Source organism: Streptomyces scabichelini (assembly GCF_011045015.1).
In the GTDB taxonomy this organism is placed as follows: Bacteria; Actinomycetota; Actinomycetes; order Streptomycetales; family Streptomycetaceae; genus Streptomyces; species Streptomyces scabichelini.
This window is the reverse complement of record NZ_JAAKZY010000150.1, coordinates 1-25351: the sequence shown is the minus strand read 5'-3', so window position 1 is coordinate 25351 and position 25351 is coordinate 1. Positions and strand designations below refer to the sequence as shown.

Genomic DNA, 25351 nt, shown 5'->3' with positions numbered 1-25351 from the left:
CAGCGCCAAGATCTTCAACGGCGGCGAGGGCTGCCACTACGCCGGCGACACCGTCTGGTTCACCACCAAGGGCGACAACCGCGTCTGGCAGCTCAACCTGCTCAACAGCACCTACGAACTGGCCTACAACGACAGCCTCGTCACAGGCGGCACCGCACCGCTGACCGGCGTGGACAACGTCACCGGCAGCTCCTCCGGCGGCATCACCTACGAGGTCACCGGCCCCTTCCGCACCACCGCCTGATCGTCCCGAGACGGCTGGGACGGCGCCGACTGGTGCCGCCCCAGCCGTCACCAACCACATCCGCCCCACATCACAAGCCGCTTACCGTCGTCGAGGAAGGCGACAACCGACTGCTCCGAACACGGTGGCCAGTCCCCTTCGAGCAGACCCACCAGCAGGCCGAGGATCATGGCAGCTCTGGAGGTCCAGTTGGTGGCCATGACACTGGACACGCTGACCGGTACCTGACCCGATGGCCCCGTGGCCCCGCCGGATCAGTTGCCCGGCGGGGCCACGCCTTTGATCACAGCTCCTTGGTCACAGCTCCTTGATCCTGATGTTCCTGAACCCGACCTTCCCGGTGTGGGCCTGCAGCCCGATGAAGCCTGATGCCGGGTCGGCGGTGGCGGGCTTGCCGCGCCAGCTGTCGGTGTTGGTGAACGCCGTGGTCTGGGTGCCGTTCAGGCGCACCGTGTAGGTGTCGCCGCGGACCTCGATCTCGCAGTCCGTCCACTGGCCGGGCAGCAATGGGGCCGGTCGCTGGTAGGACTGGCCGCCGGGGACAGCGCCGGTGTCGATGTCGTAGATCGCGCCGGTGCGGTGCTTGTCCAGTCCGTCGGGTGCCGCCGTGTCATCGAACTGCACCTCGAATCCCGTGTGGACTGCGACCCACGCCTGGTTCGCGTACGGGTGCAGCTTGGCGGGGTCGGTCCGGTCGGGGACGGGGCGGTGGGGGGCCCGGGAGCGGGCGAAGATCCCGGAGTTGTCCTGGACGGATCCGACACGGAACTGCAGGCGCAGGACGAAGTCGCTGAACGGCTGGCGGGCGTAGTAGAGCAGCCCGAGCCCGCCGCCCGCGGGCTGCGGGACGATGGCCCCGTCGACGAGGGCGAAGGCACCGCTGCCGACGCCGCGCCAGAGGCTGAAGGTCTTGTCGGTCCCGTCGAGGAGATACCGGAACCCGGTTTCCGGAGCCGGGGGTTGAGGTGCGGGCACGACGTGGTCGCCGGTGCGGCGGGCGAGGGCGACTCCGGAGAGCATGGGGTTCGGCGAGCCGATGGTCGGGAGCACGGCGGGGCCGACGGCGTGGAGGTTGTCGCTCTCGTGCAGGCGGCCCCAGACGTCCGTCACCGAGGACGAGGGGTCTTCTCCCATCCACAACGTGCCGCTCTCGTGATGCGTGGAGGAGAGCGTGTCCCGGCGGGCGCTCAGCGCGGGCGGGGTGTTCTGCCAGCCTCCACTGCCCAGGTACTGGACCGGTCCGCCGCCTGCGAGGATCAGCGCGACCTCGTCGGTGGCCCGGTCCATGGCGTCCCAGAGGGCGAGGTTGCGCCCGGCCGGGTCGGCCGGGTCCTGGGCCTCCAGCCGGACCAGGGCCCTGGGCTGACCGTAGTCGTATGGTCCTTGCGGGCCCTGGTGATCCAGGGTGATCCGGTTCTGCGGGTTGGCGGAGGTCTTGTCGCCGGTCATCTCTCCGATGCCGCGCAGGGTCACGATGACCCACTCGTCCGTCAGCTCACGGAAACGGTCGATGGTGTCGAGATCGGGGATCTTCTTGAACAGCTCGGCCTCGGAGTCGGAGCCCATCGCACCCACACCGGAGGCCGTGATCTGGACGTGGAAGTGCCCGGTGCTCTGGTCGGCGTGGGCGTGGACGCCCTTGACGAAGAGGGCGGAGACGGCGAGTTCCTGGATACCCGCGAGGGCCTTGTCCAGGGAGGCTCGGGGCAGCCGGATCGTGACGTTGGAGCGCAGGTGCGCCATGAGGTTGCGGCCGATCAGCCCGCGCGCGTTGGGCAGGGTGGCCAGCGCGAGCCGGGTGCTCTCCACGGTCCCGAGGGCGAGGACGACGTGTCCGCCGGAGGGGACGTCGACCGTGCCCTTGTTGGTGAACACCCGCGTAATGTGGCCGCCCTGGCGTTCCAGCCGGATGACCTTGGTGTTGTCGACGAGCATCAGGCGCTTCTTCACGTCCCGCTCGGCGGGCCCGCCCACCGCGCTCTGCTCCGCCTCCGCCTGGGCCAACCGGGCCGCACGGATCAGCAGTTGCACGCCGTTGAACTTGTTGAACGGGAAGAACCCGGGGCGCGGGGGCGCCGACTGCACCGCGAGCGGGGCGTCGAGCTCGCGCTCGAGCTGCTGCCTCGGCTGAGTCCCGTTCATCGGCGTACCGCGATTGCCGACCAGCGCGGTCTGGCCGCCAGGGCGCGCCCGCAGACCGTCGAACAGCCGGTCTCGCAGCGCCTCGTGGAGCGGTCCGTAGACGAAGTCATTGGTCTGGTCGGTGCCGATCTGCTCGGCGGCCGCATCCAGGTACGAGCGCGTGGGGCTGTGGACCGGGACGGCCGGGGTGGTGAGGTCGTCGGTCACGGCCTTGGGCCAGCCGTCCAGTTCGGTGTCGATGAAGTACGGCGACCAGCCGCCCCAGAACAGCGACCGCCCGCCCGGACAGAACGCGAGACCGGGGAATCGCCGATTCCACGCCTGTGGACTGTCGGAATTCCAGGGAACGCCCCACACCTCGGCGGGATTCAATTGGGGCGGAAGGTTCTGTGTGTGTTCCGGGAGCACCATGGGACCGGCTTCCAGAACGAGAATGCGGTGGGCGCGCGAAATGTCGTTGAAGAACAGGTGACTGGCGAGAACCGCGCCGAAACTGCCGCCGCCCAGCACGATCAGGTCGAAGGGACGCGCGTCCGCGTGACTGGCCGTGTCGGTGCTGGCCAGAGCTTCGTCGAGGCCGTTGCATACGTACCGGCCCATCACATCCAGGGAGAAGTCGGTGGACTGCGGAGCAAGGCTGGTCGGCATGATCGGCTCCTTCTTCTGTTTTCGTGCAGGATTCTTTCGATCGTAGGACTTTCACTATCCTCGGCAGGAAGGGCGTTCGCAGCGACGCGACTGGCCCATCGGTTTAGTCCTCCGAGTGAGGGCCGTCAATGATTCGACGGAATTACAAGGGCGTATTCCTCATCGGCAGTCGAAAGCCGTCAGATCGGTGACCGATCGGGGAGAGGGCGCAAGCGGTGGGCGTCGTCGAAGAGGACCCGTTCGGTGAGGCGGGCCGCGGTCAGGACGGCGAGAGCCGAGGCGGTCAGCAGCATGTACATCACGACGATCTGGTAGCGGATCGCTGTGAGCGGGTCGACGCCGGCCAGGATGAGCCCGGTCATCGCGCCGGGCAGGCTGATCAGTCCGACGGTCTTGGTGGAGTCGATGACGGGGACGAGGGCGGTGCGCAGCGCCGAACGCAGTTGCGGGGCGAAGGCGTCGGCGGCGGAGTAGCCGAGTGCGAGGCGGGCCTCGACCTGGAGGCGCATGGTGCGGGCCTCGTCGCGCAGCCGTATCAGTACGAGCGCGGTGACCTGCATCGCGCCGGAGACGACCATGCCGCCCACCGGGATGACGACTCTGGGCTGCGCCGCGATGACGTCAAGGACGAGGAGGACTCCCACAGTGGCCGCGGTGCCGACGGCGACGGCCGCGGTGGCGGTGAACCGTGCGCGGGGCAGGCCATGGGCGCGGCGCCCCGCGACCTGACCGGCGACAAGCGTCATCGCGGCGAGCCATCCGAAGGCACCGGCCAGGCCGGTGTGCTCGAAGACCAGAAGCAGGATCGCTCCGACTGCGGCCAGTTGGATACCGGCTCGTGCGGCGGCGAGGGTGATCTCACGCCCCAGGTGCAGGCGGCGGCGCCAGGCCACGACCGCAGTGAGCGCAACCAGAGTCACGGACGCGGTCACTCCCGCCCAGCCTGGGACCGCCGCGTTCACATGCCCTCCCCCGGACAGGCGATCCGGTCGGCGGAGCCGGAGGCGATCAGCCGTCCGGCCTCCAGGACGAGGACCTGGTCGGCGATCCGCCGCACCTGCGCCCTGTCGTGACTGACCACCACCACGGAGATCCCGTCGGCCACCAGTTCACCGATCACGGTCTCCACCGCCTTCGTGGCGTATGCGTCCAGCGCGGAGGTCGGCTCATCCAGTAGCAGCACGCGGGGCGCGACGGCCAACGCCCGTGCCAGGCATACCCGTTGTGCCTCGCCGTCGGAAAGGCCGGAGGTCGACCGGCCGATTGCCCCTGCGGAGAGGCCCAAGCGCCCGAGCAGCGCGACTGCTTCGGCCTCGGTCAGCTCGGGACGACCGACGCGCAGTTCGTCAAGGATCCGGTCGGTCAGCAGCACCGGCCGCTGCGCGACCAGCAAGACCTCCCGCCGCAAGGCGAGTACATCCCAGGTAGGCAACGGGCGGCCCTGATAGTTCACGACGCCGGCAGTGGGCTCCTCGAAGCGGTTCAGGAGCCGCAGCAGGGTGGACTTTCCCGCCCCGGACGGTCCGACCAGCACCGTGCACGCGCCTGCGGGCACCTGGCAGGTCACCTCGTCAAGCAGCAGTGCGGACGCACGCCGCACCGTCACCCCCTCCAGTGCGAGGACGCCACTCGCCTCCTCGGAGAACAACACGGATCAGCTTCCGGTCAGCCCGGCCAGTGCGGCCACCAGACCGAGGCCGGCGCACACGCCCAGGGTGCGCAGGACGCTCCAGCGCACCCGGAAGATCAGGACGACGGCGACCAGCGCGATACCGAGGGCGACGGGGCGGAAAGTGGTGAAGTCCGGCACGGCGAGGTGCAGCGGGCCAACCGTGTGGTCGTCCACGGTGGTGAAGAGGGTGTGTTCGGCGAAGTACAGCGCGAGGTTGGCGATGACGCCGACGATCGCGGCGGTGATGCCGCTCAGCGCCGAGGAGACGTGCCGGTTGCCGCGCAGCCGCTCGATGTAGGGGGCGCCGAGGAAGATGAACACGAAACACGGCACGAAGGTGACCCAGGTGGTCAGCAGCGCCCCGAGCAGGGCCGCCGCCCACGGGTTGAGCGAGCCGGGGTCCCGGTAGGCCCCCAGGAAGGCGACGAACTGCACCACCATGATCAGCGGTCCCGGTGTGGTCTCCGCCAGCGCCAGGCCACGCACCATCTCCCCCGCGCTCAGCCAGCCGTACGTCTGCACGGCCTGCTGGGCGACGTAGGCGAGGACCGCGTACGCCCCGCCGAAGGTCACCAGAGCGGTGCCGGAGAAGAACAGGCCCTGAGTGGTGAACACGCTCCCGGTGCCGGTGAGTACGGCGACGGCCGCCACCGGGACCGCCCACAGCAGCAGGCCGGCCAGCAGGATGCGCACCGTGCGACGGCGGCTGGGCCGCTCATGATGCAGAGCGTCGTCGCGGATCAGCGGGGCCGATCCGCCATCGCCGGAATCATGCTTGGCGGGCTTGAAGACACTGGGGGCCCAGCGGGCGATCAACCACCCGGCCGCCCCGGCGACGACGATCACCACCGGGAACGGCACCTGGAACAGGGCCAGCGCGGCGAAGGAGGCCACCGCGAGCCCCACCAGCAGCGGGTGCGTGAGCGAGCGGCGGCCGACCCGCCACACCGCCTGGGCGACGATGGCCACCACGGCGGGGGCGAGCCCGGCGAACAGTCCGGTGACCGCGGTGGTAGTACCGAGGCCGACGTACAGCGCGGACAGCGCGAGCAGCGCCACGACCCCCGGGAGCACGAACAGGGTGCCGGCGGCCAGGCCACCCCGGGTGCCGTTCAGCAGCCAGCCGGTGTAGATCGCCAACTGCTGCGCCTCGGGTCCGGGCAGCAGCATGCAGTAGCTCAGGGCGTGGTTGAAGCGCTGCTGCCCGATCCAGCGCTTCTCCTCCACCAACGTCCGCTGCATCACCGCGATCTGCCCGGCCGGACCGCCGAAGGTCTGCAGCGAGATGCCGAACCAGGTCCGAAGGGCCTGGCGGAACGGTATGAGATCACCGCGCTCGGGCTCACTCTGCGGCAGCTGGGAGGCAGGGCGGTCGGTGGCGGTCATCCGCGGAGCTCTCCGTCCATGGGTCCATGAGCAAGATCCAGGGGCTGGGCGGGTACGCCAGTGGACGGCCGCCATCCGCTTTCCCTGGAGTGCAACCATGGTTACATGATGATGTCGGGTGGAGGAAGGGAGCCAGGTTCCGGTGAACGTGAACAGTTCGTTGCGGCTGCCGGCCACAACCAGGCTGACCCGGCGCCGTACGCTCCCGGCGACGGGAAAACGCCGCCGCTCAGGACCCACCACGTGACCGACCACGACCGCCCGGAACCGGCCGCACCCAGCGGTACGGGCCAGTGGGTGCTGCTGTCCTACCGCCTCCCCCGCGAACCTTCGACCCCGCGCATCACCGTCTGGCGCAAGCTCAAGCGGCTCGGCGTCGCCCAGATCAGCGACGGCCTGATCGCCCTGCCCGCCGACGCCCGCACCCGCGAGCAACTGGAGTGGATCGCCGAAGAGATCACCGACTTCGGCGGCACCGCCACCCTGTGGATCGCCCACCCGGCCGCCGTCGCCGAGGAACGCCGACTCGCCCAGACCATGGCCAACGCCCGCGCCGCCGAGTACGAACAGGTACGGACCCAGGTGGAGGAAGCCCGGCATCAGCCGGACGACGAACGCCAACGCGCCCTGCGCAGGCTCCGCGCCGAACTGCGCCGCATCCAGCGCCGCGACTACTTCCCCCCACCGCAACGCCGCACCGCGGAAACCGCGGTGGAGGCCCTGCACCCCGCCGGCACCGGGCCGGAGTCCCCATCCGGTACCGGATCCAGCCCTGCATCCGCTGAGCCCAACACCGAGGAGCACTCCGCATGAAGTGGGCCACCCGCGCCGGCATCCACATCGACCGCGCCGCTTGCGCTTGGCTGATCCGCCGCTTCGTCGACCCGACGGCCGAGTTCGTGTTCGTCACCGACCCGGCCGAAGTCCCCACCGACGCCACGCCCTTCGACATGCGCGGCGTCGAACTCGGCCACCACCACGGCGACTGCAGCTTCGAGACCATCCTGCGCCGCTATGAGCTCACCACCGACCCCGCCCTCAACCGCATCGCCGAGATCGTCCACGAAGCCGACCTCGACGACGAACGCTTCCACGCCCCCGAAGCCCCCGGCCTCGACGTCGTCCTGCGCGGCCTGTCCATGATCGGCGACGACGGCCACACCCTGACCGTCACCAAGCCGCTCTTCGACGGCCTGTACGAGTACTACCAACGCGCCACCCTCCTCGGCCGCGAACCGGCCTGACGGAACACATCCCCAGCACGCTTGGTTCGGCCGGTCCGCTCAGTTCTGTGCGAAGTGGCTGGGTCTGCCGTCGCGATGGATCAGACGGCCCTTCCGGGCGGCTGTGGCGCGGGGCAAGAGGGTCCAGGTGCCGTCGGCGCGGCGCAAGGCCGCCGAGTGCCAAGGGGTGGTCCAGGCGTCGGGGGCGTCGAGGAGGCGGATGCCGAACTTGGGGGTGCCGCTGGGCTGAGGGTGGATGGACAGGCGTACGGAGCGGGGGTGGTGGTTGGCGATCAGGTCGCCCCAGGCGCGGCTGCGCTGGATGACGCCGTACGCGCGCTGCCGGCACTCGCGTTGGAGGGCGGAGCGGGTGCCGGGGAAGTCGGCGGTGTCCTCGACGAGGAAGCGGGTGACGCCCCGGTACAGGGCGAGGGTGTAGTCGTCGGCGCGGACCTCGGCGCGCAGGGCCTCCACCGTCGGAGCGTACTGCTCGTGGACGTGGGCCCGTTTCGTGTCGTGCGAGAGATCGCCGAGCACGTCACGCAGGTCGAAGACGGACAGTCGTGCAACGCCCAATTGTCCAATGAGTACGCGCAGTTCGTCGGCGTAGGCGTCGATGTGATCGTCTGGGACGCGGATGAGGTCACCGAAGACGTGGCCGTCGGAGCAGATGACGACCCGGGCCCCGGGTGGGTAGATCCGCTCGATCTCCCGGCACAGGGTGTCCAAAAAGCGGAGGGAGAGGCGTTCGCCCTGGTCGGGGAGGTGGCCCAGGACCTTGGCCAGGTTTGGGGACTTGCAGGGGAAGCCGGGCAGGGTGAAGACGATGGGGGCGCCGTCACGGACGAAGTCGGCTATCTGGCGCAGTTGGAGGGGGAACGCCTCCGCGGGTACGGGGGTGGGTGTGCGGTCTGTCGTGCGGTGATGTGGCAGGAGCAGGTTCAGGATCGAGACGCTGATGCTCGTGGGGAGGGCATCAGGCGCGGTCGTCATCGGCATGTCGTTCCTCCGGGAAGACATAAGGGCATGAGGGCATGGCGGGATGGCGCCGTGGCGGGACGCCTGGCGCCGTCAGTCAGGTGGGGTGGGTCAGCCGGGGCCGGGTCGGGCGGCTACGGGGTGGCCGGACCCGGTGGCCGGATACGAGGTGGGGTCAGAGGCGTCGGTCGTAGCCGACCGGCAGGTGGTTGGTGCCGCGGCCGAGGACGGACGGAATCCATTCGATGTCGTCGTCCGTGATGGCGAGGTGCAGGCCGGGCAGCCGGGTGAGCAGGGTGCCGAGCGCGGTCTGGAGTTCGGCGCGGGCGAGGGCCGCACCGGGGCAGAAGTGGATGCCATGGCCGAAGGCGAGGTGGGGGTTGGGGCTGCGGTCGAGGTTGAGGGTGTCGGGGGCGGTGAAGCGGTGCGGGTCGCGGTTGGCGGCGCACAGCGAGACGATCACTGAGTCACCGGCCGGGACTTCGGTGCCGTGCAGATCGCTGTCCTGGGCGAGGAAGCGCCAGGTGGTGAGTTCGAAGGCGCTGTCGTAGCGGAAGAGCTCCTCGACCGCTCGCGGCAGGAGATTCGGGTTGTCGCGCAGCCGGGCGAGCTGGTCGGGGTTGCGGAACAGGGCGATCAGGGCGGTGGTGATCTGGTTGGTGACCGGTTCCTGGCCGGCGACGAGGAGCTGGAAGATCATGGAGTCCAGCTCTTCCTGGGATAGTTCGTCGCGGTCGCGGGCGGCTACGAGGCGGCTGAGGAGGGCGTCGTCCGAGTGTTCGCGCTTATGGGCGACGACCTCGGCGATGTAGCGCTGCAGGCCGAGCAGCCGGGCCTCGTACATCGGGCGTCCGGGGTCGGTGGGTCCGACCGGCTGGACCACCTTGCCCCAGTCGCGGTCGAAGCGGGCAGCCAGCTGCACCGGGAGGCCGATGACTTCGGCGAGGACTTGGAAGGGGAAGTGCGCGGCGAAGCCGGCGACGAGGTCGGCGGGGCCGGATTCGGGCAGGGCGTCGACGAGGGCGTCGGCCAGTTCCTGGCAGCGGGGCCGTAGCTGCTCGATGCGGCGCGGGGTGAAGGCGTCGGTCACGAAGCCCCGCATGCGGGTGTGCTTGGGCGGGTCCTGGTGCAGAAGGTGGACCTGGAGCTGGGAGTGCTGGGGCTCGGGCATGATCGAGGCGCGGGCGCGCCAGCGGTCGTTGCCGCGGTCGTGGTTCTTGCCCAGGCGGTCGTCGTTGAGCGCTGAGTGCGCGGCCTCGTAGCCGGTGACAAGCCAGGCCGTGACCCCGCTCGGAAAGAGGACGCGGTGGACCGGTCCGTCCTCACGCATCCGCTCGTAGAGGGGGTAGGGGTTGGTCTTGTACGGGCAGCCCATCAGCGGCACCGGATCAGGGATCGGATCGGGCAGGGTCTCCGGCTCCACGGCCGGCAGCGGTTCCTGGATGGTCATGAACAGGGCTCCTCAAAGGGCTAGTTCGGGCTGGTAGTGCTCCAGCCACAGGGCGAGGTCGACGACACGTTCCAACCGGAGCCGGTGGCCCCACTCCAGCTCACCGGGCGGGGTGTCGAGGCAGGGCTTGATGCGCATCTCATCGGCGAGGTCGCGGACCCGGCCGCCGTACGCGCCGAGGGCGTCGCGGGCCATGTCCTGCAGGCCGCGGTTGTAGTCAGGGTGGTGGGTGGCCGGGTAGTGGTTCTTGGGCCGGTGCAGTACGGAGTCGGGGGCGAGGCCGGTGCCCGCGGCGCGCAGCAGGCTCTTCTCGCGGCCGTCGAAGCTCTGCAGGGCCCACGGGGTGGTGAAGGCGTACTCGACGAGGCGGTGGTCGCAGTACGGGACGCGGACCTCCAGGCCCTGGGCCATGCTCAACCGGTCCTTGCGGTGCAGGAGCTGACGCAGCCAGCGGGTGAAGGAGACGTGCTGCATCTCGCGCTGCCGGTGTTCGGCGGGGGTTTCGTCGTCGAGGTGCGGTACGGCGGCCAGCGCGCTCCGATACGTGTCGTCGCGGAACTCCCCTATCCGCAGGCCGAGTTCGGGGTTCAGTGGCATCGCTGCCTCGTCGCCGGTGACCAGCAGCCAGGGGAAGGTGGAGGCGGCCAGTGCCTTGGGGTTGTGGAACCACGGGTAGCCGCCGAAGACTTCGTCCGCCGCCTCGCCGGACAGCGCGACGGTGGAGTGCCGCCGTATCTCCCCGAAGAGCAGGTACAGCGAGGTGTCCATGTCGCCGACGCCGATCGGCGAGTCCCGCGCCACGACGACCGCCTTGCGGTGTTCGGGATCCAACAGGTCGCGCGGGTCGAGGACGACGGTGCTGTGGTCGGTGCCGATGAAAGCTCCCGCCTCGGTGGCGTACGGGGTGTCGTGGCCGGTGCGCAGCACGTCGCCAGTGAACTGCTCGGCCTGGTCGCTGTAGTCGACGGCGTAGGAGCGGATGCGGGCGTCCGGGCCCTCGCGCAGGCGGAGTTCGTCGGCGAGCAGAGCGGTCAGGACGGTGGAGTCGATGCCGCCGGACAGCAGACTGCACAGCGGTACGTCGGCCTCCAGCTGGCTGCGGGCGGCGCTGCTGACCAGGTCGTGGACGCGGGCGACCGTGGCGTCCCGGTCGTCACCGTGGGTTCCGGCTTCCAGCTGCCAGTAGCGGCGTTCGCGGATGCCGTCACGGTCCAGGACGAGCAGCCCGCCCGGTTCGACCTCCCGTACGCCCGACCACACCGTCGGGCCGGTGTTGAACAGCAGGCTGTACGCCTCCCGCAGCCCGTCCGCGTCCACGCGGGGCCGTATCTCCGGATGGGCGAACAGTGCCTTGGGTTCGGACGCGAAGACCACTCCCCCGTCGACGGCCGCCCAGAACAGCGGTTTGACGCCGAGCCGGTCCCGGACCAGCAGCAGCCGCTGCTCACGCTCGTCCCAGACGGCGAAGGCGAACATGCCGTCCAGGTGATCGGCCAGCCCCTCGCCCCATTCGGCGTAGGCGCGCAGTACCACCTCGGTGTCGCTGCGGGTGCGGAAGACGTGCCCCAACTGCCGTAGCTCGGCACGCAGTTCGTGGTGGTTGTACACCTCGCCGCTGTAGCTGAGTACGGCGGTCGGCGTGTCGGGCCGGTCGGTCATCGGCTGGATACCGCCCGCGATGTCGATGACGGCCAGACGCCGGTGCCCGATCGCGGCCCGCTCGCCGAGCCAGACGCCTCCCGCGTCCGGGCCACGCGGGGCGAGGGCGGCGGTCATGGCCTCGATGACGGGGCTCTGGGTACGGGCGTCGCGGTAAAGGGACGCCCAGCCGGTGATTCCGCACATGTCGAGTACGACTCCTGGTTCAGTGGTGGGCGGCAGGCGCCGCGTCTGAGGTCTTGCCGGACACTGGGGCACGTCCGCGAGCGGGCAGAGCGAGCAGGGGTACGGCGAGACAGGCGGCCGCCGCTGCCAACGCGAGCCCGGCTCGTGCACCGCCCGCTGGCCCCGCCAGCCCCCAGGTCGCCGTGGCCAGCGCCGGACCGAGCATGAAGCCGAGACTGCGGGCGAGCTGGACCGTCGACCCCACGGTGGCGATCCGATCCGGCGGAGCGGCGCCCATGACCAGGGCCTGGGTCGGGCCGCCGTTCAGCCCCATGCCGACTCCCGCCAGCGCCAGCCGCCAGGCCACGTCCGGCGGCGACCAGTCCTCCCCCAGCGGGACGAGCAGGAGCAGGCCGGCTGCGGTGAGCGCGGCGCCGGTGACCGCCACCGGGCGGGCACGGTACCGGTCGGCCAGACGCCCGCCGAGCGGCCCGGCCAGGCCCATACCGAGCGGAAAGGCGAGCACGGTCAGGCCGGTCGTGGTGGCGCTGACCCCGTCGTCCCGCTGGAGGTGCAGGGCGATCACGTAGTGCATGGCGGCGAAACCGGCCGCCAGAGACAACACCGCGCCGTGCGCCCGGTACAGCCCCGGCGCCCGCAGCGCGCCGGTTACCGGACGGCCGCCGGGACCGCGCAGCCACCACCACAGCGGCGGTACCGCCGCGACCGCGAGCACCAGCCACGACGGGCTGTCGGACGCCAGGGTCAGGGCCAGCAGCAACACCGTCACCCCCGCGGCCACAAGCAACGCGTCGGCCGGCGCGCGCCGATCGGGCCGGCGCAGGCCGCCGTCCCTCGGCATCACGCGCCACGCCACGGCCAACGCCAGCAGACAGAAGGGGATCTTGACGAGGAAAACGGAACGCCAGCCCAGATGGTCCAGCAGCATCCCGCCCACCGCCGGTCCGATCACCGCGCCGAGCGGACCGAGTGTCGCCGGGACGCTCATGGCCCGCCCGCGCAGTTCCGGTCGTACGGAGCGCATCGCCAGGACGGGCATCAGTACGAACAGGGCCGCTCCGAAGGCCCCTTGGGCGATCCGGGCGGCGATCAGCCAGGCCGCCCAGGGCGAGAAGGCCGCGGCGGCGCTGCACAGCGCGAATCCGCCGGTCGCCGTCAGCAGCGCGGCCTTCATGCCCGTCCCGTCCAGCCAGCGGCCGACGGGCAACAGCAGGGCCACGACCGGCAGTTGGTAGCCCAGTGCCGCCCACTGAGCGGTCGCGGCCGAGACGTTCAGGCCACGGGAGATGTCCGCCAGCGCCACATTGACAATGTTCATGTCGAGCATCGCGACGAACGACAACGCACCCGCCACGGCCACCAGGAGCCAGCGATCCCCGGCCTCGGGAACGTCTCCGGCCATGGCCTTGGGTATGTGCCCTGGCCGATCCGAACGGGGACCGTGGTCTGTCACCGCTTCGCCCCTCCCCCCTCGCGGGTGGGCTGCCGGACAGCAGCCTCGTCCCATGAGTCGGCGAGGGGCGGGGGTGAGTTCCCGGTGATGTCCAAGAGCGTTGTGGCGCTTGTTGCCTCCTGCGCACCGATCACGCGCGGACTTCAGGGATCGCGGGAACTCCCCGTTCCACTCGGCCGACTACTGGGGCGACACGGCTGTCCGCGTCGCAGCGGACGAGCCCCACCTGAACCACCGAACCCGCAACCCGTAACCCGTAAGCCACCAGAGCCTGTCGGCACCAAGGAGTCACCTCATGGCCCAGAAGAGCTACACCGTCACCGGAATGAGCTGCGAGCACTGCGCGGCGAGCATCACCGAAGAAGTCTCCGACGTGCCCGGCGTCACCGACGTCGTGGTCGACCTCGCGTCGAACGTCGTCACGGTGCACGCCACCGAACTCGACGACGACCAGGTACGTGCCGCCATCGTCGAGGCCGGATACGGCGTCGACGAGCCCGCCTCCGTCTGACGAACGGACGCACGGACGGTGCAGGGTGCCGCAACCCGGCCGCGAACAGGCTGCGGCACCGGCTCACGCCTCCACCGTCGCGGCCGTCTCCTGTCCCTCCTGGCCCATCACGCCGTCCGCCGGGGCCCGGTGGTCGAAGGCGATCAACGGGTCGCCGGTCAGCGGGTGGTCGACGACGGCCGCCCGTACGCCGAACACCTCCGCCAGCAGCGCAGGAGTGAGCACCTCGCGCACCGGGCCCGAGGCGACCACGGTGCCGTCGTTCAGGACGTGCAGGCGGTCGCAGACGGAGGCCGCGGCGTTGAGGTCGTGCAGCGACACCAAGGTCGTACGACGGTGGGCGCGCAGCAAGGCAAGGAGCTCCACCTGGTGGCGTACGTCGAGGTGGTTCGTCGGCTCGTCCAGCACCAGGACGTCCGGTTCCTGGGCGAACGCACGGGCCAGCAGCACGCGTTGGCGTTCGCCGCCGGACAGCTCCGTGAACCGGCGGCCCGCATGCCCGTCCATGCCGACGTCGGCGAGAGCGCGCACCACGATGTCCCGGTCCGTGGCGTCCTCCCCGGCGAAGGCCCGCTTGTAGGGGGTACGGCCCATCGCGACGACCTCGCGAACGGTCAGCTCGAAGTCACCGCCCCGCTCTTGCGGCAGAGCGGCCACATGCCGGGCTGTCTGCACAGGGGACATGTCGCGGAGGTCGCTGCCGGCGAGCAGCACTCGCCCGGCCGTTGGCCTCAGGTGCCGGTAGACGGTGCGCAGGAGTGTGGATTTGCCGCTGCCGTTGGGCCCGACCAGGCCGGTGATCTCGCCCTCGGCCGCGAGCAGATGCGCGCCCGAAACGACCGTACGGCCGGCGTACGCGACGTGCAGGTCCTCGATCTCGATCCTCAACTGCCGCTCTCCAGACCCTCGGTCGTCAACTTCCGCTCCCCAGGCGCCGGTCCAGCAGATACAGCAACGCGGGGGCGCCGATCATGGAGGTGACCACGCCGACCGGCAGCTCCTGCGTGTCCATGGCCGTACGGCACACGATGTCGACGACGACCAGCAGCAGCGCGCCGAACAGCGCGGAGACCGGCAGCAGCCGGCGATGGTCTCCACCGATCAGCAGACGGCAGGCGTGCGGCACCATCAGGCCGACGAAGGCGATGGCCCCGGAGACCGCGACCAGGACCCCGGTCAGCACGCTCGTCACCAGGAACAGCTCCCGGCGCAGTCGTACGACGTCGATGCCGAGCCCGGCCGCCGTCTCGTCGCCCATGAGCAGCGCGTTGAGCCCCCGGCCACGAGCCTGGAGCAGCAGCAGGGCCACGGGGACGGTGATCGCGGGCACAGCCAGCAGCTGCCAGGTCGCCCCGCTCAGGCTGCCCATGAGCCAGAACAGCACGCTGTGGGTCTGCTGCTCGTCGCCGGCCTGGAGCACGAGATAGCTGGTGAAGCCGGAAAAGAACTGGCCGATCGCCACCCCGGCCAGCACCAGCCGCAGCGGTGCGAATCCGCCGCCCCGCCGGGCCACCGCCCACACCAGCGCGAAGGTCGCCAGGGCGCCCGCGAACGCCGCGCCCGACAGCCCGAGTCCGAGCACGCCACCGGCCCCGGCACCGAGCACGATCGCGGCGACCGCGCCGAGCGAGGCCCCGTTGGATATGCCCAACAGGTACGGATCAGCCAGCGGGTTGCGGACGAGAGCCTGCACTGCCGTGCCCACCACTCCCAGCCCGGCGCCGACGAGTGCGGCCAGCAAGGCACGCGGAACCCGCAGCTGCCACACGATCAGGTCGCTCGTGCCCGGCCGGAGTGCCTCCCCGGTCAGCCTCCGCCCCACCACGCCCCACACCTCGCCGGGCGGGATGGACGTCGAGCCCCAGGACACCGCCGCGGTGAGCGCCGCGAGAAGCGCGACACCGAGGACGGCCACCAGCGGTCCCGCGGGCAGCGTGCGCGCTTCGGCGGTCTCTCGGCGGGATGCGGACAGCACGGAAACCACGGCTAGTTGACCTTGCCCGGGTGGACCGTCTTGGCGATCTGCTCGACCGTGTCGGCGTTCGCGACCCCGGCGATGGTCGTCTCCTCGGAGCCGATACGCAGGAAGTTGCCCTCCTTGACGGCCTTCAGCCCCTTGGTGGCCGCATTGTCCTCCAGCCACATCTGGGCCTCGCCGAACGCCTTCTCGTTCGCGGCCTCGCTCCCCCGGTCGCGTACTCCAAGCTGGATCCAGTCGGGGTTCTCGGAGATCACGTCCTCCCAGCCGACCTGCTTGAAGTCGCCGTCGCAGTCCGCGAACGCGTTGCGGGCGCCCGCCAGGGTGATCACCGCGTTGGCGACCTGGCGGTTGCAGACGACGGTGGGCTGCTTGGTGCCGGCGTCGTAGTCGAAGAAGAAGTACGTCGGCCGCTCGCTCTCCGCGGTGCCGCCGACGGCTTCCTGGACCGCGTCCACCTTCTTCTTCATGCCGTCGACGAGTTCCTTCGCCTTCGCGCTCGTCCCCGTGACCGCACCGAGCGAGGTGATGTCGTCCTGGACCGCCGACAGGTCCGCCACGGGCTCCTTGCTCATCGACGCGCAGGCGGTGGACTTCAGGTAGATGTGCTTGATGCCGGCCGCCTTGAACTCCTCCTCGGTCGGCGCGTCGCCCATCCCGCCGCCCATGCCGTCCATCGAGGCGAAGGTGTCGATGTACAGGTCGGCACCGGAGCCGAGCAGCTTCTCCTTGGGGATCACTGTCCGGCCCAGAACCGTGACCTTCTGCGCCTCCGTGTCCAGCGCACCGGGCAGGGTGCCCTTGCCGGGCGGGAAGCCGGTACCTGTCACCCGGTCCCCGGCGCCCAGGCGGAGCAGCAGTTCCAGGCTGGAGGCGTTGCTGGTGACGATCTTCTTCGGGGCGGCGGAGAAGGTGGTCTTGGCGCCCATGCAGTCGGCGACAGTCGCGGGGTAACCGCCGGAGCCGGACGTCCCGGCGGTGTCGCCCGCCGCGGCCTTGTCAGCATCGCCGTCCCCGCTTCCGCAGCCCGCCACGAGCAGACCGAGCGCCACGGCCGTCGGACCCCACCACACGCGAGAACGCATCGAAACTCTCCAGAATCCGTTCGGTACCCGGGCGGACCTCTGCCACCCGCCCCAGTAGTCGGCGCTGACCGCGCGTGAGTTCCTGCGAGTTGCGATGCCGGATCAGCGGGAACCGCGGAAGGTCGCGCCACGACTCCTGAGGTGTGAAGCGGAGCAGCCTGTTGAAGAGCGCGGTGCGGTCCGCTGCGGCCCCGCTGGGCGCCTGCTGCGGAGCCCTGGCCCTGCTGGTCGTCTACACCGCGACCGGCGCGGCCGGCGGTCCACCGCCCAGAATCACGGTCGTCGACGCCCGGATCGTCGCGCCGGTGAACGCCGGCTCCACAGCGGCGTACTTCGAGATCCGCAACACGGGCGCCGCACGGGACACGCTGTTGTACGCGGACTCGCCGGAACTGGGGGTCAGCGTCATCCGTCCTGCGGGGCGCGAGAGCGGGTCGGCGAGTACGGACCGGGTCAGGGCCGTCGACGTTCCGGCGGGCGGCACGGTGCGCATGGCGCCGGGCGGCCTAGGTGTGGCGATCCTGGATCCGCCCGCGCTGAAGCCCGGCCAGAAGGTGCGCTACAACCTCTGGTTCCGCTACAGCGGCATGGTCGGGGTTCAGGCACCCGTGACCGTGAGATGAGCCGTCGGGCGGCCTCGGTCAGGAGAACCGGTTCCGATACTCGTGCGGCGACACCTGGAGCAGTCGCAGGAACGCCTTGCGCATGGTGGCCTCGGTGCCGAATCCGGCCTCGCGAGCGATCATCTCCGGGCTGCGGGGTGTTTCGGTCAGCAGGCGGGACGCGGCGGCCACCCGGGCACGCTCGACGTACTCCCTGGCCGACAGTCCGACCTCCGCGCGGAACAGTCGGGTGAAGTGCCGTTCGGAGAGCCCGGCTCGGTGGGACAGGGAACGGATCGACAGGTCCCCTCGGGGGTTGGCGAGGATCTGCCGCTGTACCTCCCGCACTGCCGGGCTGTGCGCGTCGCGGCCGCGCGGCTCGGCGAACTGGGCCTGCCCGCCCGGCTTGCGCTGATACGTGACGAAGGACCGGGCGACGCGCTGGGCGACGTCTTGGCCCAGATCGTCCTCCACCAGGGCAAGGGCCAGGTCGAGGGCGGAGGCGACTCCCCCGGAGGTCGTGAGGGGGCCGTCTCGCACCACCGTGTCCCGGGCGTCCACCACGACCGCCGGGAACCGGCGGGCCAGCTCGTCGGCGAACTCCCAGTGCGTGGCCGCCCTCCGGCCGTCGAGGAGACCGGCCTCGGCAAGGACGAACGCTCCTGTGCAGACGGCGGCGACCCTCCGTGCACGCCGCGCCAGGGCCCCGAGCGCGTCGGCGGTTCCGCTGTCGATGACCGGTACCCCGTCCGCACTCGGTATGACCAGAGTGTCGATATCGGCCATGTCCGCGAGGTCGGCGTCCGGCAGGACCGTCAGCCCACCGGAGATGCGGATCGGGCCGCCGCCGAGGGAGGCGGTCAGCACCTCGTACCGGAATCGGGCCTCGCCCGACGCCACCTCGTTCGCCGCGGAGAGGACATCCGCGGCAGCGGAGACGCCCAGGTTCTGAGCCCCCTCGAAGAGAGGGATGAGGACCGCGTTCCGCCGTCCACTCGCCGTGGGCAGTTGATCCATGACGACCTCGCTCCTGCGTGTGTCCCGTGATCTCCCGCGCGGGTCTGCTCGGGATCGGTTCGAAGACGGAGGGGGGCGGTGCCCCGCGCACGCGGCGGGCACCGACCCCCCTTCCTCCTCAGGCCGCTGCCGCGACCGGCGCGTCGGCCTCGGTGAGCAGATCGATGAGGGTGGCCCGGGCCCGGGCCACGCGGGAGCGGACCGTCCCGACGGGACAGTCGCTCACCTCGGCGGCCTCCGCGTAGGGCAGCCCCAGCAGCTGGGTGAGAACGAATGCCTCACGGCGGTCGTCGGGCAGGGCCTCCAGCAGATCGAGGAGCGCGATGCCCTCGTCGAAGCCGGGCAGTTCGCTCGGCTGGGCAAGCTCGACGGCCATCTGCCAGTCCAGGGTGTCGCTCAGCCGTGGCCGGGCGGCGGCATGCCGGAGGCTGTCGATCACCGCGCGGCGCGCGATGGACAGCAGCCAGGCGCGGGCCGAGGAACGTCCCTCGAAGCGGTGCAGGCTGCCGAGGGCCCGCAGGAACGTGTCCTGGGCCAGGTCGTCGGCGGCCTGGGGGTCGGCGGAAAGATGGGCGACGTACCGTACGACGTCGCGGTGCAGGGCTCGTACGAAACGCTCGACGGCGTCCGGGTCGCCGCCACGGGCAGCCAGCGCCCAGGCGGTGATCGACTCGTCGACCGACATGGTCTCGCCGGTCTCTTCGCGCGAGGTGCGCAGGATGGAAGTGATCACTTGGTGTCCTTCTCAGGTCGACCGGGATCCGGAGCGGCAACGCGCGGCGCGCGGCGGTCCGGTGACGGATACGGCCCTGAAGGGCGTACGTCGACCCGGCGATGGAGGTCCGGCCGTACGGGGCGCACGACCGGCGCCCGAGGCGCGGATGTCGACGACACCCGGAGACGGCCTCGGGGAAGCCGGCTGTCTCAGACGACAGCGGTCCCGGCGGGCGGACCCCGAGAAGTGATCGCGTGAACAAGAAGAAGCCTGCGCGGCGCCCGGTCCGAGCGGCTGCGGTGTACTCGGATGCGCGGGCGGTGCGGTGGCGTGGGCCGGGCGAGCGCCAGCCTCAGTGGTGCGGCCAGACATCCGGCCACGGCCCGCAGGATGCGGAACGCGGCGCGCTCACCGTGAGCCAGCCACAGCCCGCACAACAGCGCGGCCAGCAGGTGTGCGGCCAGCATGCCGAACGAGGACGTGCCGTCCATGTGATGTGCCACGGGGTCGGCGCCCATGTGCCCCATGTCCATGGAGCGCATGTCGTGCCCCATGGAGCCCATGTCCATGGAACCCGTCGGTACGGTGGCCGTGCCGACCGGCCCCGAAGCCGTTCCCGAGGTCTCCGGGTGTGCGGCCGACCGCGCGAGCTCGAAGGCCGAGTGAAGTACGGTCTGGGCGACGACCACCACGGACACGATCAGCGGAAGTCCGCGCTCACGACCGGCCAGGCACCAACCCGCACCGCCCGTGGCCACGGCTCCGGCGGCCATCGCCCACCAAGGCACCGTGGAGCCGGACATCATCACGTGCGCGAGGGCGGCAAGCAGCACGCATACGGCCGCGAACACCGCGGCCCGTACCGTGCGAGAGCACCACCCAGCAGTCATGACGGGCCTCATCCTTGCATCCGAGGTTCGTTCCTCACGCGTGAGTACGGCAAATGCCCCGCCCCTTCGCTCAACCCAGGACCGGTGATTCAGAACACGGCATCGGGCTGGAACTCGACGGACGTTCGGGCCGACTTCTGTCGAGGACCACGGTGACTCCCTCACAGTCCTACGGTCACAGGGAGCCCTCGCCGGGGCGGACCACGACCGCCAGGATCTTGATCCGTCCGCTGCGCTCGAAGTGCAGCGTGAACGGCACGAGATCACCCGCGCGCCACCCCGCGCCGGCCCGCACCGTCACATCCAGACCGTGCGGAGTCATGGTGAGAACGTCGTGGGCCGGGACTGCGGCCGAGTCCACCCTCTCGCCGTAAGCGGCCCCGCCGCCCGTCGTCCGATGACGGCTGAGCGCGATGTCACCGCCCAGGGCGGACGAGGTGACCTCGACCAACCGGTCCTCTGCATCACCGGAGTTGGAGATCCGGAAGAACGCGGCGGTGTCCCGACTGTCGCCGTACGGAAGGAAGACGCGGCCGGCGGTGACCTCGATCCGTGCCGGGATGCCCGCGCTGCCGGAACCGACCCAGGTGGTCAGGCCGCCGAGCGCGACGCTGCACGCGGCGACGGGTGCGAGCGCGGCAAGGAGGGAGTCGGTGAGCCGACGGCGGGAGGGTCGCCACACATGTCCGGTCATCCCGTACTTCCCCGCCCGGGCGACGGCTGCCAGGCGCGCAGTCGCAGGCTGTTGCCGACCACCAGCAGCGAACTCACCGACATCGCCGCCGCGGCCACCATCGGATTGAGCAGGCCCACCATGGCGAGCGGCACGGTCACGACGTTGTAGCCGAAGGCCCACAGGAGGTTGGCGCGGATCGTGCCCAGGGTGCGCCGGGCGAGCCGTACCGCGTCCCCCAGCGCCTCGATGTCGCCGCGCACCAGCGTCACGTCGGCGGCCCCGATCGCCACGTCCGTCCCGCTGCCCATGGCGATGCCCAGGTCGGCCCCGGCCAGCGCCGCGGCGTCGTTCACACCGTCCCCGACGACCGCGACCCGGCGGCCGTCCTCCCGCAACTCCCGTACGAGATCGGCCTTGCCCTCGGGGGTACAGCGAGCGTGCACCTCCTCGATGCCCAGTTCCGCCGCGACCGCCTGGGCAGGCGCCTCCCGGTCTCCGGTGGCGAGCACCGGGTGCACACCGAGGCGCCGCAGCCGGTCCACCGCCCGGTAACTGCCGGGCCGCACCACGTCACCGATCTCGATCAGCGCCTCGGCGACACCGTCCACCCGGACCAGTACGGGCGTGTGTGCGTCGGCCTCCGCCACCGGGAGGGCGTCGGCCAGGGCGGAGGGCAACTCGTCGTCCGGAGCGAGGACCTCGACCAGCCTGCCCTCTACCCGGCCCTGGACTCCCCGGCCCGCCGAGGCGCCGAACGCGCTCACGTCCGGCAGGGGGCGCCCGGGCTGGGCGCGCCGTGCGTACGAGACGATCGCCCGCCCCAGCGGATGCTCCGAGCCCTGCTCCACCGCACCGGCCAGCCGGAGCACCGCCTCCCGCCCGAGCCCGCCCGGCACGTCGGTGACCCGGGCGACGGTCATGTGGCCGGAGGTGAGGGTGCCGGTCTTGTCGAGTACGACGGTGTCGATGTGCTGGAGCGCTTCCAGGGCCTGCGGTCCGCTGACCAGGACGCCCAGTTGGGCACCGCGACCGGTGGCGGCCATCAGCGCGGTCGGCGTCGCCAGACCAAGCGCACAGGGGCAGGCCACGACCAGCACCGCCACGCACGCGGTGACGGCCGCCTGAGGATCGGCTCCGGCGCCGAGCCAGAAGCCGAGGACGGTGACGGCGAGCGCCAGCACCACCGGCACGAACACCCCGGCCACCGCGTCGGCCAGCCGCTGCGCCTTCGCCTTGCCGGCCTGAGCCTCGGTCACCAGCCGTGTGATACGGGCGAGTTGTGTATCGGCGCCGATCGCCGTGGCGCGCACAAGCAGCAGCCCGCCGGCGTTCACGGCCCCGCCGACGACCGCCGAGCCAGGCCCGACCTCGACGGGCCGACTCTCCCCCGTGACGAGGGACAGGTCCACGGCGGAGCTTCCCTCCGTCACCTGGCCGTCGGTGGCGACCCGCTCGCCGGGCCGTACGGCGAAGACCTGCCCCAGCCCCAACTCCTCGATGGAAACGAGCCGTTCGACCCCACCCTCCCGTACGGACACCTCCTTGGCGGCGAGCCCCGCCAGGGACCACAGAGCCGTCCCGGTCCCCCGCCGCGCCCGCGCCTCCAGGAACCGCCCGGCCAGCACGAACAGCGGCACCCCGACAGCCGCCTCCAGGTAGACGTGCGCCGTACCGTTCTCCGCGGAGGGCAGCAGACTGAACGGCATCCGCATCCCGGGCACGCCCGCTCCGCCGAAGAAGAGCGCGTACGCCGACCAGGAGAAGGACGCCACCACACCGAGCGAAACCAGAGTGTCCATGGTCGCCGTCGAGTGCCGCAGCCCGCGTAGCGCCCGCACGTGAAACGGCCACGAACTCCACACCGCGACCGGCGCGGCCAGCATGAAGCACAGCCACTGCCAGTTGCGGAACTGCAAGGCGGGCACCATCGACAGCACGAGTACCGGCACGGCGAGCAGTGCGGTGGCCACGAGCCGCTCACGCTCCCGCAGGGCGTCCTCGGTCTCGGTCTCCTCCTCGTCCTTGCCCTTCCGCGCCCGAGGAGGCTCGGGAAGCGCGGCCGTGTACCCGGCCTGCTCGACGGTCGCGACGAGTTCATCGGGGCGGACGTGCGGTGGATGGCTGATACGAGCCCGCCCGGTGGCCAGGTTGACCGTCGCGGTGACCCCCTCCAGCTTGCCGAGCCGCTTCTCCACCCGCCGCACGCAGGCCGCACAGGTCATACCGCCGACGGTCACGTCAGTGGTCAGCACCTGGTCGGTCGCCGCTTCCGTACTCATCAGCCACCGCTCCCGCGCATGTCCATGTCCTCCATGCCACCGCCTCCGCCGCTTCCATCGCCGCCCGTGCCGGTGCGATGCATGCCGGGTGCGACGGGCCCTGCGGCAGTCCCGACGGCGTACGACGCCGCGAACATGAGCGCCAGCAGCAGGAGGAAGCCGCAGAGCGCGGGCGGGGGCAGCAGTTTCCGAAGCGTCAACCCCGCGCCGGAGGAGGGTTGTTGGGACTCTTTCATCACCGGTCTCCTGGTCGCGTCGTACGGCGCGGGTCGGTTTCTCTGGGCCGTACCGGTTCAGGAGTCGGGTCTGGCTGGGGCGGAGTTCCGATTCGAATGTGTGGCACGCGTCACGCCGCAGGCCGGAGCGTACGCACATCACGTCAGCAGGAGGAACAGTCTCGCTCTCGCACGGCTGCTGGCTGCTGGCTGCTGACACATCCACTTGCCGGATGGCTCGCACTTCATCGGTTCCGGCAGGCGATGACCCCCTGCCGTATGGGGGTGGTCTCCACGAGGCTGGGAACGCGTTCCCGTGAGTGCCTGTGAGGAAGAAGAGACCATGGGTCCACGATGGCGATCACTTCGCGCCGCCGTCGCGGCGGCCGCACTCCTCGCAGTCGCCGCCTCCTGCACGGACGACGAACCTCAGTCTCCGCCCACGACCTCCGCATCGCCCACCACGCCGAGTCGGACGCTTCCACCCATCCATCTCCCAGTCGGGGATTCCTACCTGCGCGAGAGGCCCGTAAAGGCTTGGAGCACTCACCGACCCACTCTCGGGTCGACCGGAACGAGCCGAGATCGCCCCTCCACCACCACCCTGGCGCAAACATGCAGATCAGCGGCTTGTGCACGACCAGCCATGTTTTGTGGCTCCCGCCGGGTGTCCTCAGTGTCCCCCGCCCGGGACTCGAACCTGCGGCCAAGTGCAGCCGCGCGGCCGCCACAACACCCGGCCAACCGGCCCGTCCGGGCGACCACAGGGCCGTACGCCCCATCCAGGCCCCAGGACGCGATTACCCGAAACGCTCGGCCCACGCGGGCATACGCGCGGCCCCTCCGAACTGACTCGCCGTTCAGCTGCATCCAGCCGCGATCCAGCCAGCGCGCAGAGAACGACGAATGACGACAGGTGACGAAGCGTCAGCCCATCCAGCCAAAATCCAGCCACGGCTACGCGAACGGGGGTGACCCGAACTCGGATCACCCCCGTTTGACCTGGCGGTTAGCTAATTCGCCGAACCCACGGCAACGCGTGGTGGCCTATACATTGAAACGGAACTCCACAACGTCACGGCCCTCAATCGAAGCGGTCTTCGACAGACGCGCGGCGGCCGCCACTTGCGCTGAATCTCCGTTGTCGCAGGGGTACAGCTCAATCAGGCCTTGGTCGCGGCTCATCCCGGGACGCGAGCCTGCGGTCAATGCCCTGCCTCTTGAGCTAAACCACCGCCCGACGGAGCCATGCGCGGCGACCCGTGTGCACCACGGACGAGCAGCGCCAGCCGACTCCGCCCTCCGCCTCACCAAGGTCGCCCACCTGACCGGCCAGCCCCAGACCAAAGCCCCTCACCTCTTCCACCCCGCCCCGAAACCAGCCACCTACGGCGCACAACGACTGCCTACCACTCCTTGCCCTCAGCCATGGGGACACATACGGCGGGGCGCACCCCCGACGCCACCCCTCCCACCTGCACAGACACCCACGAGAGCGTTCAAGACCTCGATGCGTTGTCCACCTGGTCCGGGAGCCCTCGCAGCCAAGGGGACATTTGCTGGAGAGCACAGAGGGCGTTTCCCACGACCCCACTTGAGCGGATGGGAACAGCTCGCCCCCTTGACCAGAAAAGGCCGGGAGCACCAGGCCCCGGCGGTGGGAGCAACCGCACCTCGACCGGATCGGGCGACCCGCGGTCAACCACCGATTGACGCCGCCCCGTCGCTTGGGAGCGATGGGAGCACGGGGAGCGGACGAGGGCTCCCGATCCGCGCCCGAACACGCATCAGGGGCCACCCGAAGATGGCCCCTGAACTGCGACAACGCAGAATTCCGCTGTCGGGACGACAGGATTTGAACCTGCGACCCCTTGACCCCCAGTCAAGTGCGCTACCAAGCTGCGCCACGTCCCGATACGACCGTCGCGGTGGACCGCGTGATCGTGCGAACAGCACTTTACCCCACACCCCCGGCTTGCTTCGAAGGGGGCGTGGGACGGGGGACAATCGGCGCATGGGTAGTACTTCTGACGCCGGACGGGATCGGGACGCCGAGGGGCGGGCGCGCAGCGCGCGGCCGCGGGACGGGCTCGGGCGGCCTTTGCCGTACGGGGCCGACGGGGTGGAGCGGCAGCCCGAAGGGGTCGTACGCACGCCTGAAGCGAGCGTCGACGAGGCGCAGGCGCTGTTGGAGGCGGGGAAACCGTTCCATGCGCACGAGGTCTTCGAGGACGCCTGGAAGTCGGGGCCGGAGGAGGAGCGGGCCCTGTGGCGCGGGCTGGCCCAGCTCGCGGTGGGGCTCACGCACGCGGCTCGCGGGAACGTCACGGGTGGGGCGCGAC

Annotated in this window: 23 protein-coding genes, 1 tRNA gene and 1 pseudogene; 6 read left to right on the top strand and 19 right to left on the bottom strand. The window is 70.7% G+C overall.

Translation table 11 applies throughout. The features are described 5' to 3' along the window. Positions 1 to 244: pseudogene (locus G5C60_RS34995) on the top strand (hypothetical protein); the annotation flags it as partial. A 47-nt stretch (positions 245 to 291) separates the two neighbouring features. On the opposite strand, the gene G5C60_RS34990 reads toward G5C60_RS34995, so the two are convergent. The 5 genes from G5C60_RS34990 to chrA all read right to left on the bottom strand — a co-directional run bounded on the left by G5C60_RS34990 (position 292) and on the right by chrA (position 6092). Continuing rightward, positions 292 to 456 (bottom strand): hypothetical protein, encoded by a 165-nt coding sequence (locus G5C60_RS34990; protein WP_165265346.1) that lies wholly within the window; start codon positions 454 to 456, stop codon positions 292 to 294. Between the two features lie 85 nt (positions 457 to 541). Continuing rightward, on the bottom strand, positions 542 to 3034 hold the full coding sequence (locus tag G5C60_RS34985; protein WP_165265344.1) for a 3-keto-alpha-glucoside-1,2-lyase-like domain-containing protein: 2493 nt from the start codon (positions 3032 to 3034) through the stop codon (positions 542 to 544). A 179-nt stretch (positions 3035 to 3213) separates the two neighbouring features. Further along, complete coding sequence (locus G5C60_RS34980; RefSeq protein WP_338146023.1) at positions 3214 to 3966, bottom strand: ABC transporter permease; 753 nt, start codon at positions 3964 to 3966, stop codon at positions 3214 to 3216. 26 nt (positions 3967 to 3992) lie between these two features. Beyond that, positions 3993 to 4685: an ABC transporter ATP-binding protein gene (locus tag G5C60_RS34975; protein ID WP_338146022.1), complete on the bottom strand. Its 693-nt coding sequence runs from the start codon at positions 4683 to 4685 to the stop codon at positions 3993 to 3995. Between the two features lie 3 nt (positions 4686 to 4688). Further along, the gene (chrA, locus tag G5C60_RS34970; protein WP_165265340.1) at positions 4689 to 6092 is read right to left on the bottom strand and encodes a chromate efflux transporter; all 1404 of its coding nucleotides are present in this window, start codon (positions 6090 to 6092) and stop codon (positions 4689 to 4691) included. Between the two features lie 243 nt (positions 6093 to 6335). On the opposite strand from chrA, the gene G5C60_RS34965 reads away from it, so the two are divergent. Together G5C60_RS34965 and G5C60_RS34960 are read left to right on the top strand one after the other, a co-directional pair. Beyond that, positions 6336 to 6905, top strand: a complete 570-nt coding sequence (locus G5C60_RS34965) for a Chromate resistance protein ChrB (RefSeq protein ID WP_206440356.1) — start codon at positions 6336 to 6338, stop codon at positions 6903 to 6905. Further along, positions 6902 to 7336: a chromate resistance protein ChrB domain-containing protein gene (locus G5C60_RS34960; protein ID WP_165265338.1), complete on the top strand. Its 435-nt coding sequence runs from the start codon at positions 6902 to 6904 to the stop codon at positions 7334 to 7336. Before G5C60_RS34965 ends, G5C60_RS34960 begins: the two co-directional genes overlap by 4 nt. A gap of 39 nt (positions 7337 to 7375) precedes the next feature. Here G5C60_RS34960 and G5C60_RS34955 read toward each other — a convergent pair whose 3' ends face one another. The 4 genes from G5C60_RS34955 to G5C60_RS34940 form a co-directional block, all read right to left on the bottom strand. Further along, positions 7376 to 8314, bottom strand: coding sequence for an L-tyrosine/L-tryptophan isonitrile synthase family protein (locus G5C60_RS34955; RefSeq protein ID WP_165265336.1), 939 nt, complete (start codon positions 8312 to 8314; stop codon positions 7376 to 7378). A 154-nt stretch (positions 8315 to 8468) separates the two neighbouring features. Continuing rightward, positions 8469 to 9743: a cytochrome P450 family protein gene (locus tag G5C60_RS34950; protein ID WP_165265334.1), complete on the bottom strand. Its 1275-nt coding sequence runs from the start codon at positions 9741 to 9743 to the stop codon at positions 8469 to 8471. A 12-nt stretch (positions 9744 to 9755) separates the two neighbouring features. After that, on the bottom strand, positions 9756 to 11588 hold the full coding sequence (gene asnB / locus G5C60_RS34945) for an asparagine synthase (glutamine-hydrolyzing) (RefSeq protein ID WP_165265332.1): 1833 nt from the start codon (positions 11586 to 11588) through the stop codon (positions 9756 to 9758). A gap of 19 nt (positions 11589 to 11607) precedes the next feature. After that, positions 11608 to 12990 carry an MFS transporter gene (locus tag G5C60_RS34940; protein WP_165265330.1) on the bottom strand — a complete coding sequence of 461 codons (1383 nt, stop codon included), beginning with the start codon at positions 12988 to 12990 and terminating at the stop codon, positions 11608 to 11610. Between the two features lie 346 nt (positions 12991 to 13336). Here G5C60_RS34940 and G5C60_RS34935 point away from each other — a divergent pair, with 346 nt between their 5' ends. Then, positions 13337 to 13552 (top strand): heavy-metal-associated domain-containing protein, encoded by a 216-nt coding sequence (locus G5C60_RS34935; RefSeq protein WP_165265328.1) that lies wholly within the window; start codon positions 13337 to 13339, stop codon positions 13550 to 13552. Between the two features lie 63 nt (positions 13553 to 13615). Here the strand turns inward: G5C60_RS34935 and G5C60_RS34930 are convergent, their stop codons facing one another. The 3 genes from G5C60_RS34930 to G5C60_RS34920 are packed head-to-tail and all read right to left on the bottom strand — an operon-like array spanning position 13616 to position 16615. After that, complete coding sequence (locus G5C60_RS34930) at positions 13616 to 14440, bottom strand: ABC transporter ATP-binding protein (protein WP_165265326.1); 825 nt, start codon at positions 14438 to 14440, stop codon at positions 13616 to 13618. 25 nt (positions 14441 to 14465) lie between these two features. Beyond that, on the bottom strand, positions 14466 to 15536 hold the full coding sequence (locus G5C60_RS34925; RefSeq protein WP_165265324.1) for an iron chelate uptake ABC transporter family permease subunit: 1071 nt from the start codon (positions 15534 to 15536) through the stop codon (positions 14466 to 14468). Positions 15537 to 15538: 2 nt separating this feature from the next. Beyond that, positions 15539 to 16615 (bottom strand): ABC transporter substrate-binding protein, encoded by a 1077-nt coding sequence (locus G5C60_RS34920; RefSeq protein ID WP_165265322.1) that lies wholly within the window; start codon positions 16613 to 16615, stop codon positions 15539 to 15541. A gap of 143 nt (positions 16616 to 16758) precedes the next feature. On the opposite strand from G5C60_RS34920, the gene G5C60_RS34915 reads away from it, so the two are divergent. Continuing rightward, a complete protein-coding gene (locus tag G5C60_RS34915) occupies positions 16759 to 17238 on the top strand; it encodes a copper chaperone PCu(A)C domain-containing protein (protein ID WP_165265320.1) in 480 nt (159 codons plus the stop codon). Positions 17239 to 17256: 18 nt separating this feature from the next. On the opposite strand, the gene G5C60_RS34910 is transcribed toward G5C60_RS34915, so the two are convergent. The 7 genes from G5C60_RS34910 to G5C60_RS34880 form a co-directional block, all read right to left on the bottom strand. Then, positions 17257 to 18234 (bottom strand): GlxA family transcriptional regulator, encoded by a 978-nt coding sequence (locus tag G5C60_RS34910; RefSeq protein WP_165265318.1) that lies wholly within the window; start codon positions 18232 to 18234, stop codon positions 17257 to 17259. Positions 18235 to 18352: 118 nt separating this feature from the next. After that, entirely contained in the window at positions 18353 to 18919 is a 567-nt protein-coding gene (locus tag G5C60_RS34905; RefSeq protein WP_165265348.1) for a sigma-70 family RNA polymerase sigma factor, read from the bottom strand. 239 nt (positions 18920 to 19158) lie between these two features. Continuing rightward, positions 19159 to 19839: a hypothetical protein gene (locus G5C60_RS34900; protein WP_165265316.1), complete on the bottom strand. Its 681-nt coding sequence runs from the start codon at positions 19837 to 19839 to the stop codon at positions 19159 to 19161. Between the two features lie 175 nt (positions 19840 to 20014). Next, positions 20015 to 20533 (bottom strand): copper chaperone PCu(A)C, encoded by a 519-nt coding sequence (locus G5C60_RS34895; RefSeq protein ID WP_165265314.1) that lies wholly within the window; start codon positions 20531 to 20533, stop codon positions 20015 to 20017. Then, a complete protein-coding gene (locus G5C60_RS34890) occupies positions 20530 to 22794 on the bottom strand; it encodes a heavy metal translocating P-type ATPase (RefSeq protein WP_165265312.1) in 2265 nt (754 codons plus the stop codon). The genes G5C60_RS34895 and G5C60_RS34890 overlap by 4 nt, the downstream gene beginning before the upstream one ends. Then, positions 22794 to 23030, bottom strand: coding sequence for a hypothetical protein (locus tag G5C60_RS34885; RefSeq protein WP_165265310.1), 237 nt, complete (start codon positions 23028 to 23030; stop codon positions 22794 to 22796). The genes G5C60_RS34890 and G5C60_RS34885 overlap by 1 nt, the downstream gene beginning before the upstream one ends. Positions 23031 to 24849: 1819 nt before the next feature. Further along, a tRNA-Pro gene (locus G5C60_RS34880) sits at positions 24850 to 24923 on the bottom strand. Positions 24924 to 25023: 100 nt separating this feature from the next. Here G5C60_RS34880 and G5C60_RS34875 point away from each other — a divergent pair. Further along, positions 25024 to 25351, top strand: a 328-nt coding sequence (locus G5C60_RS34875; protein WP_165265308.1) for a DUF309 domain-containing protein, incomplete at its 3' end; no start/stop codon positions are given.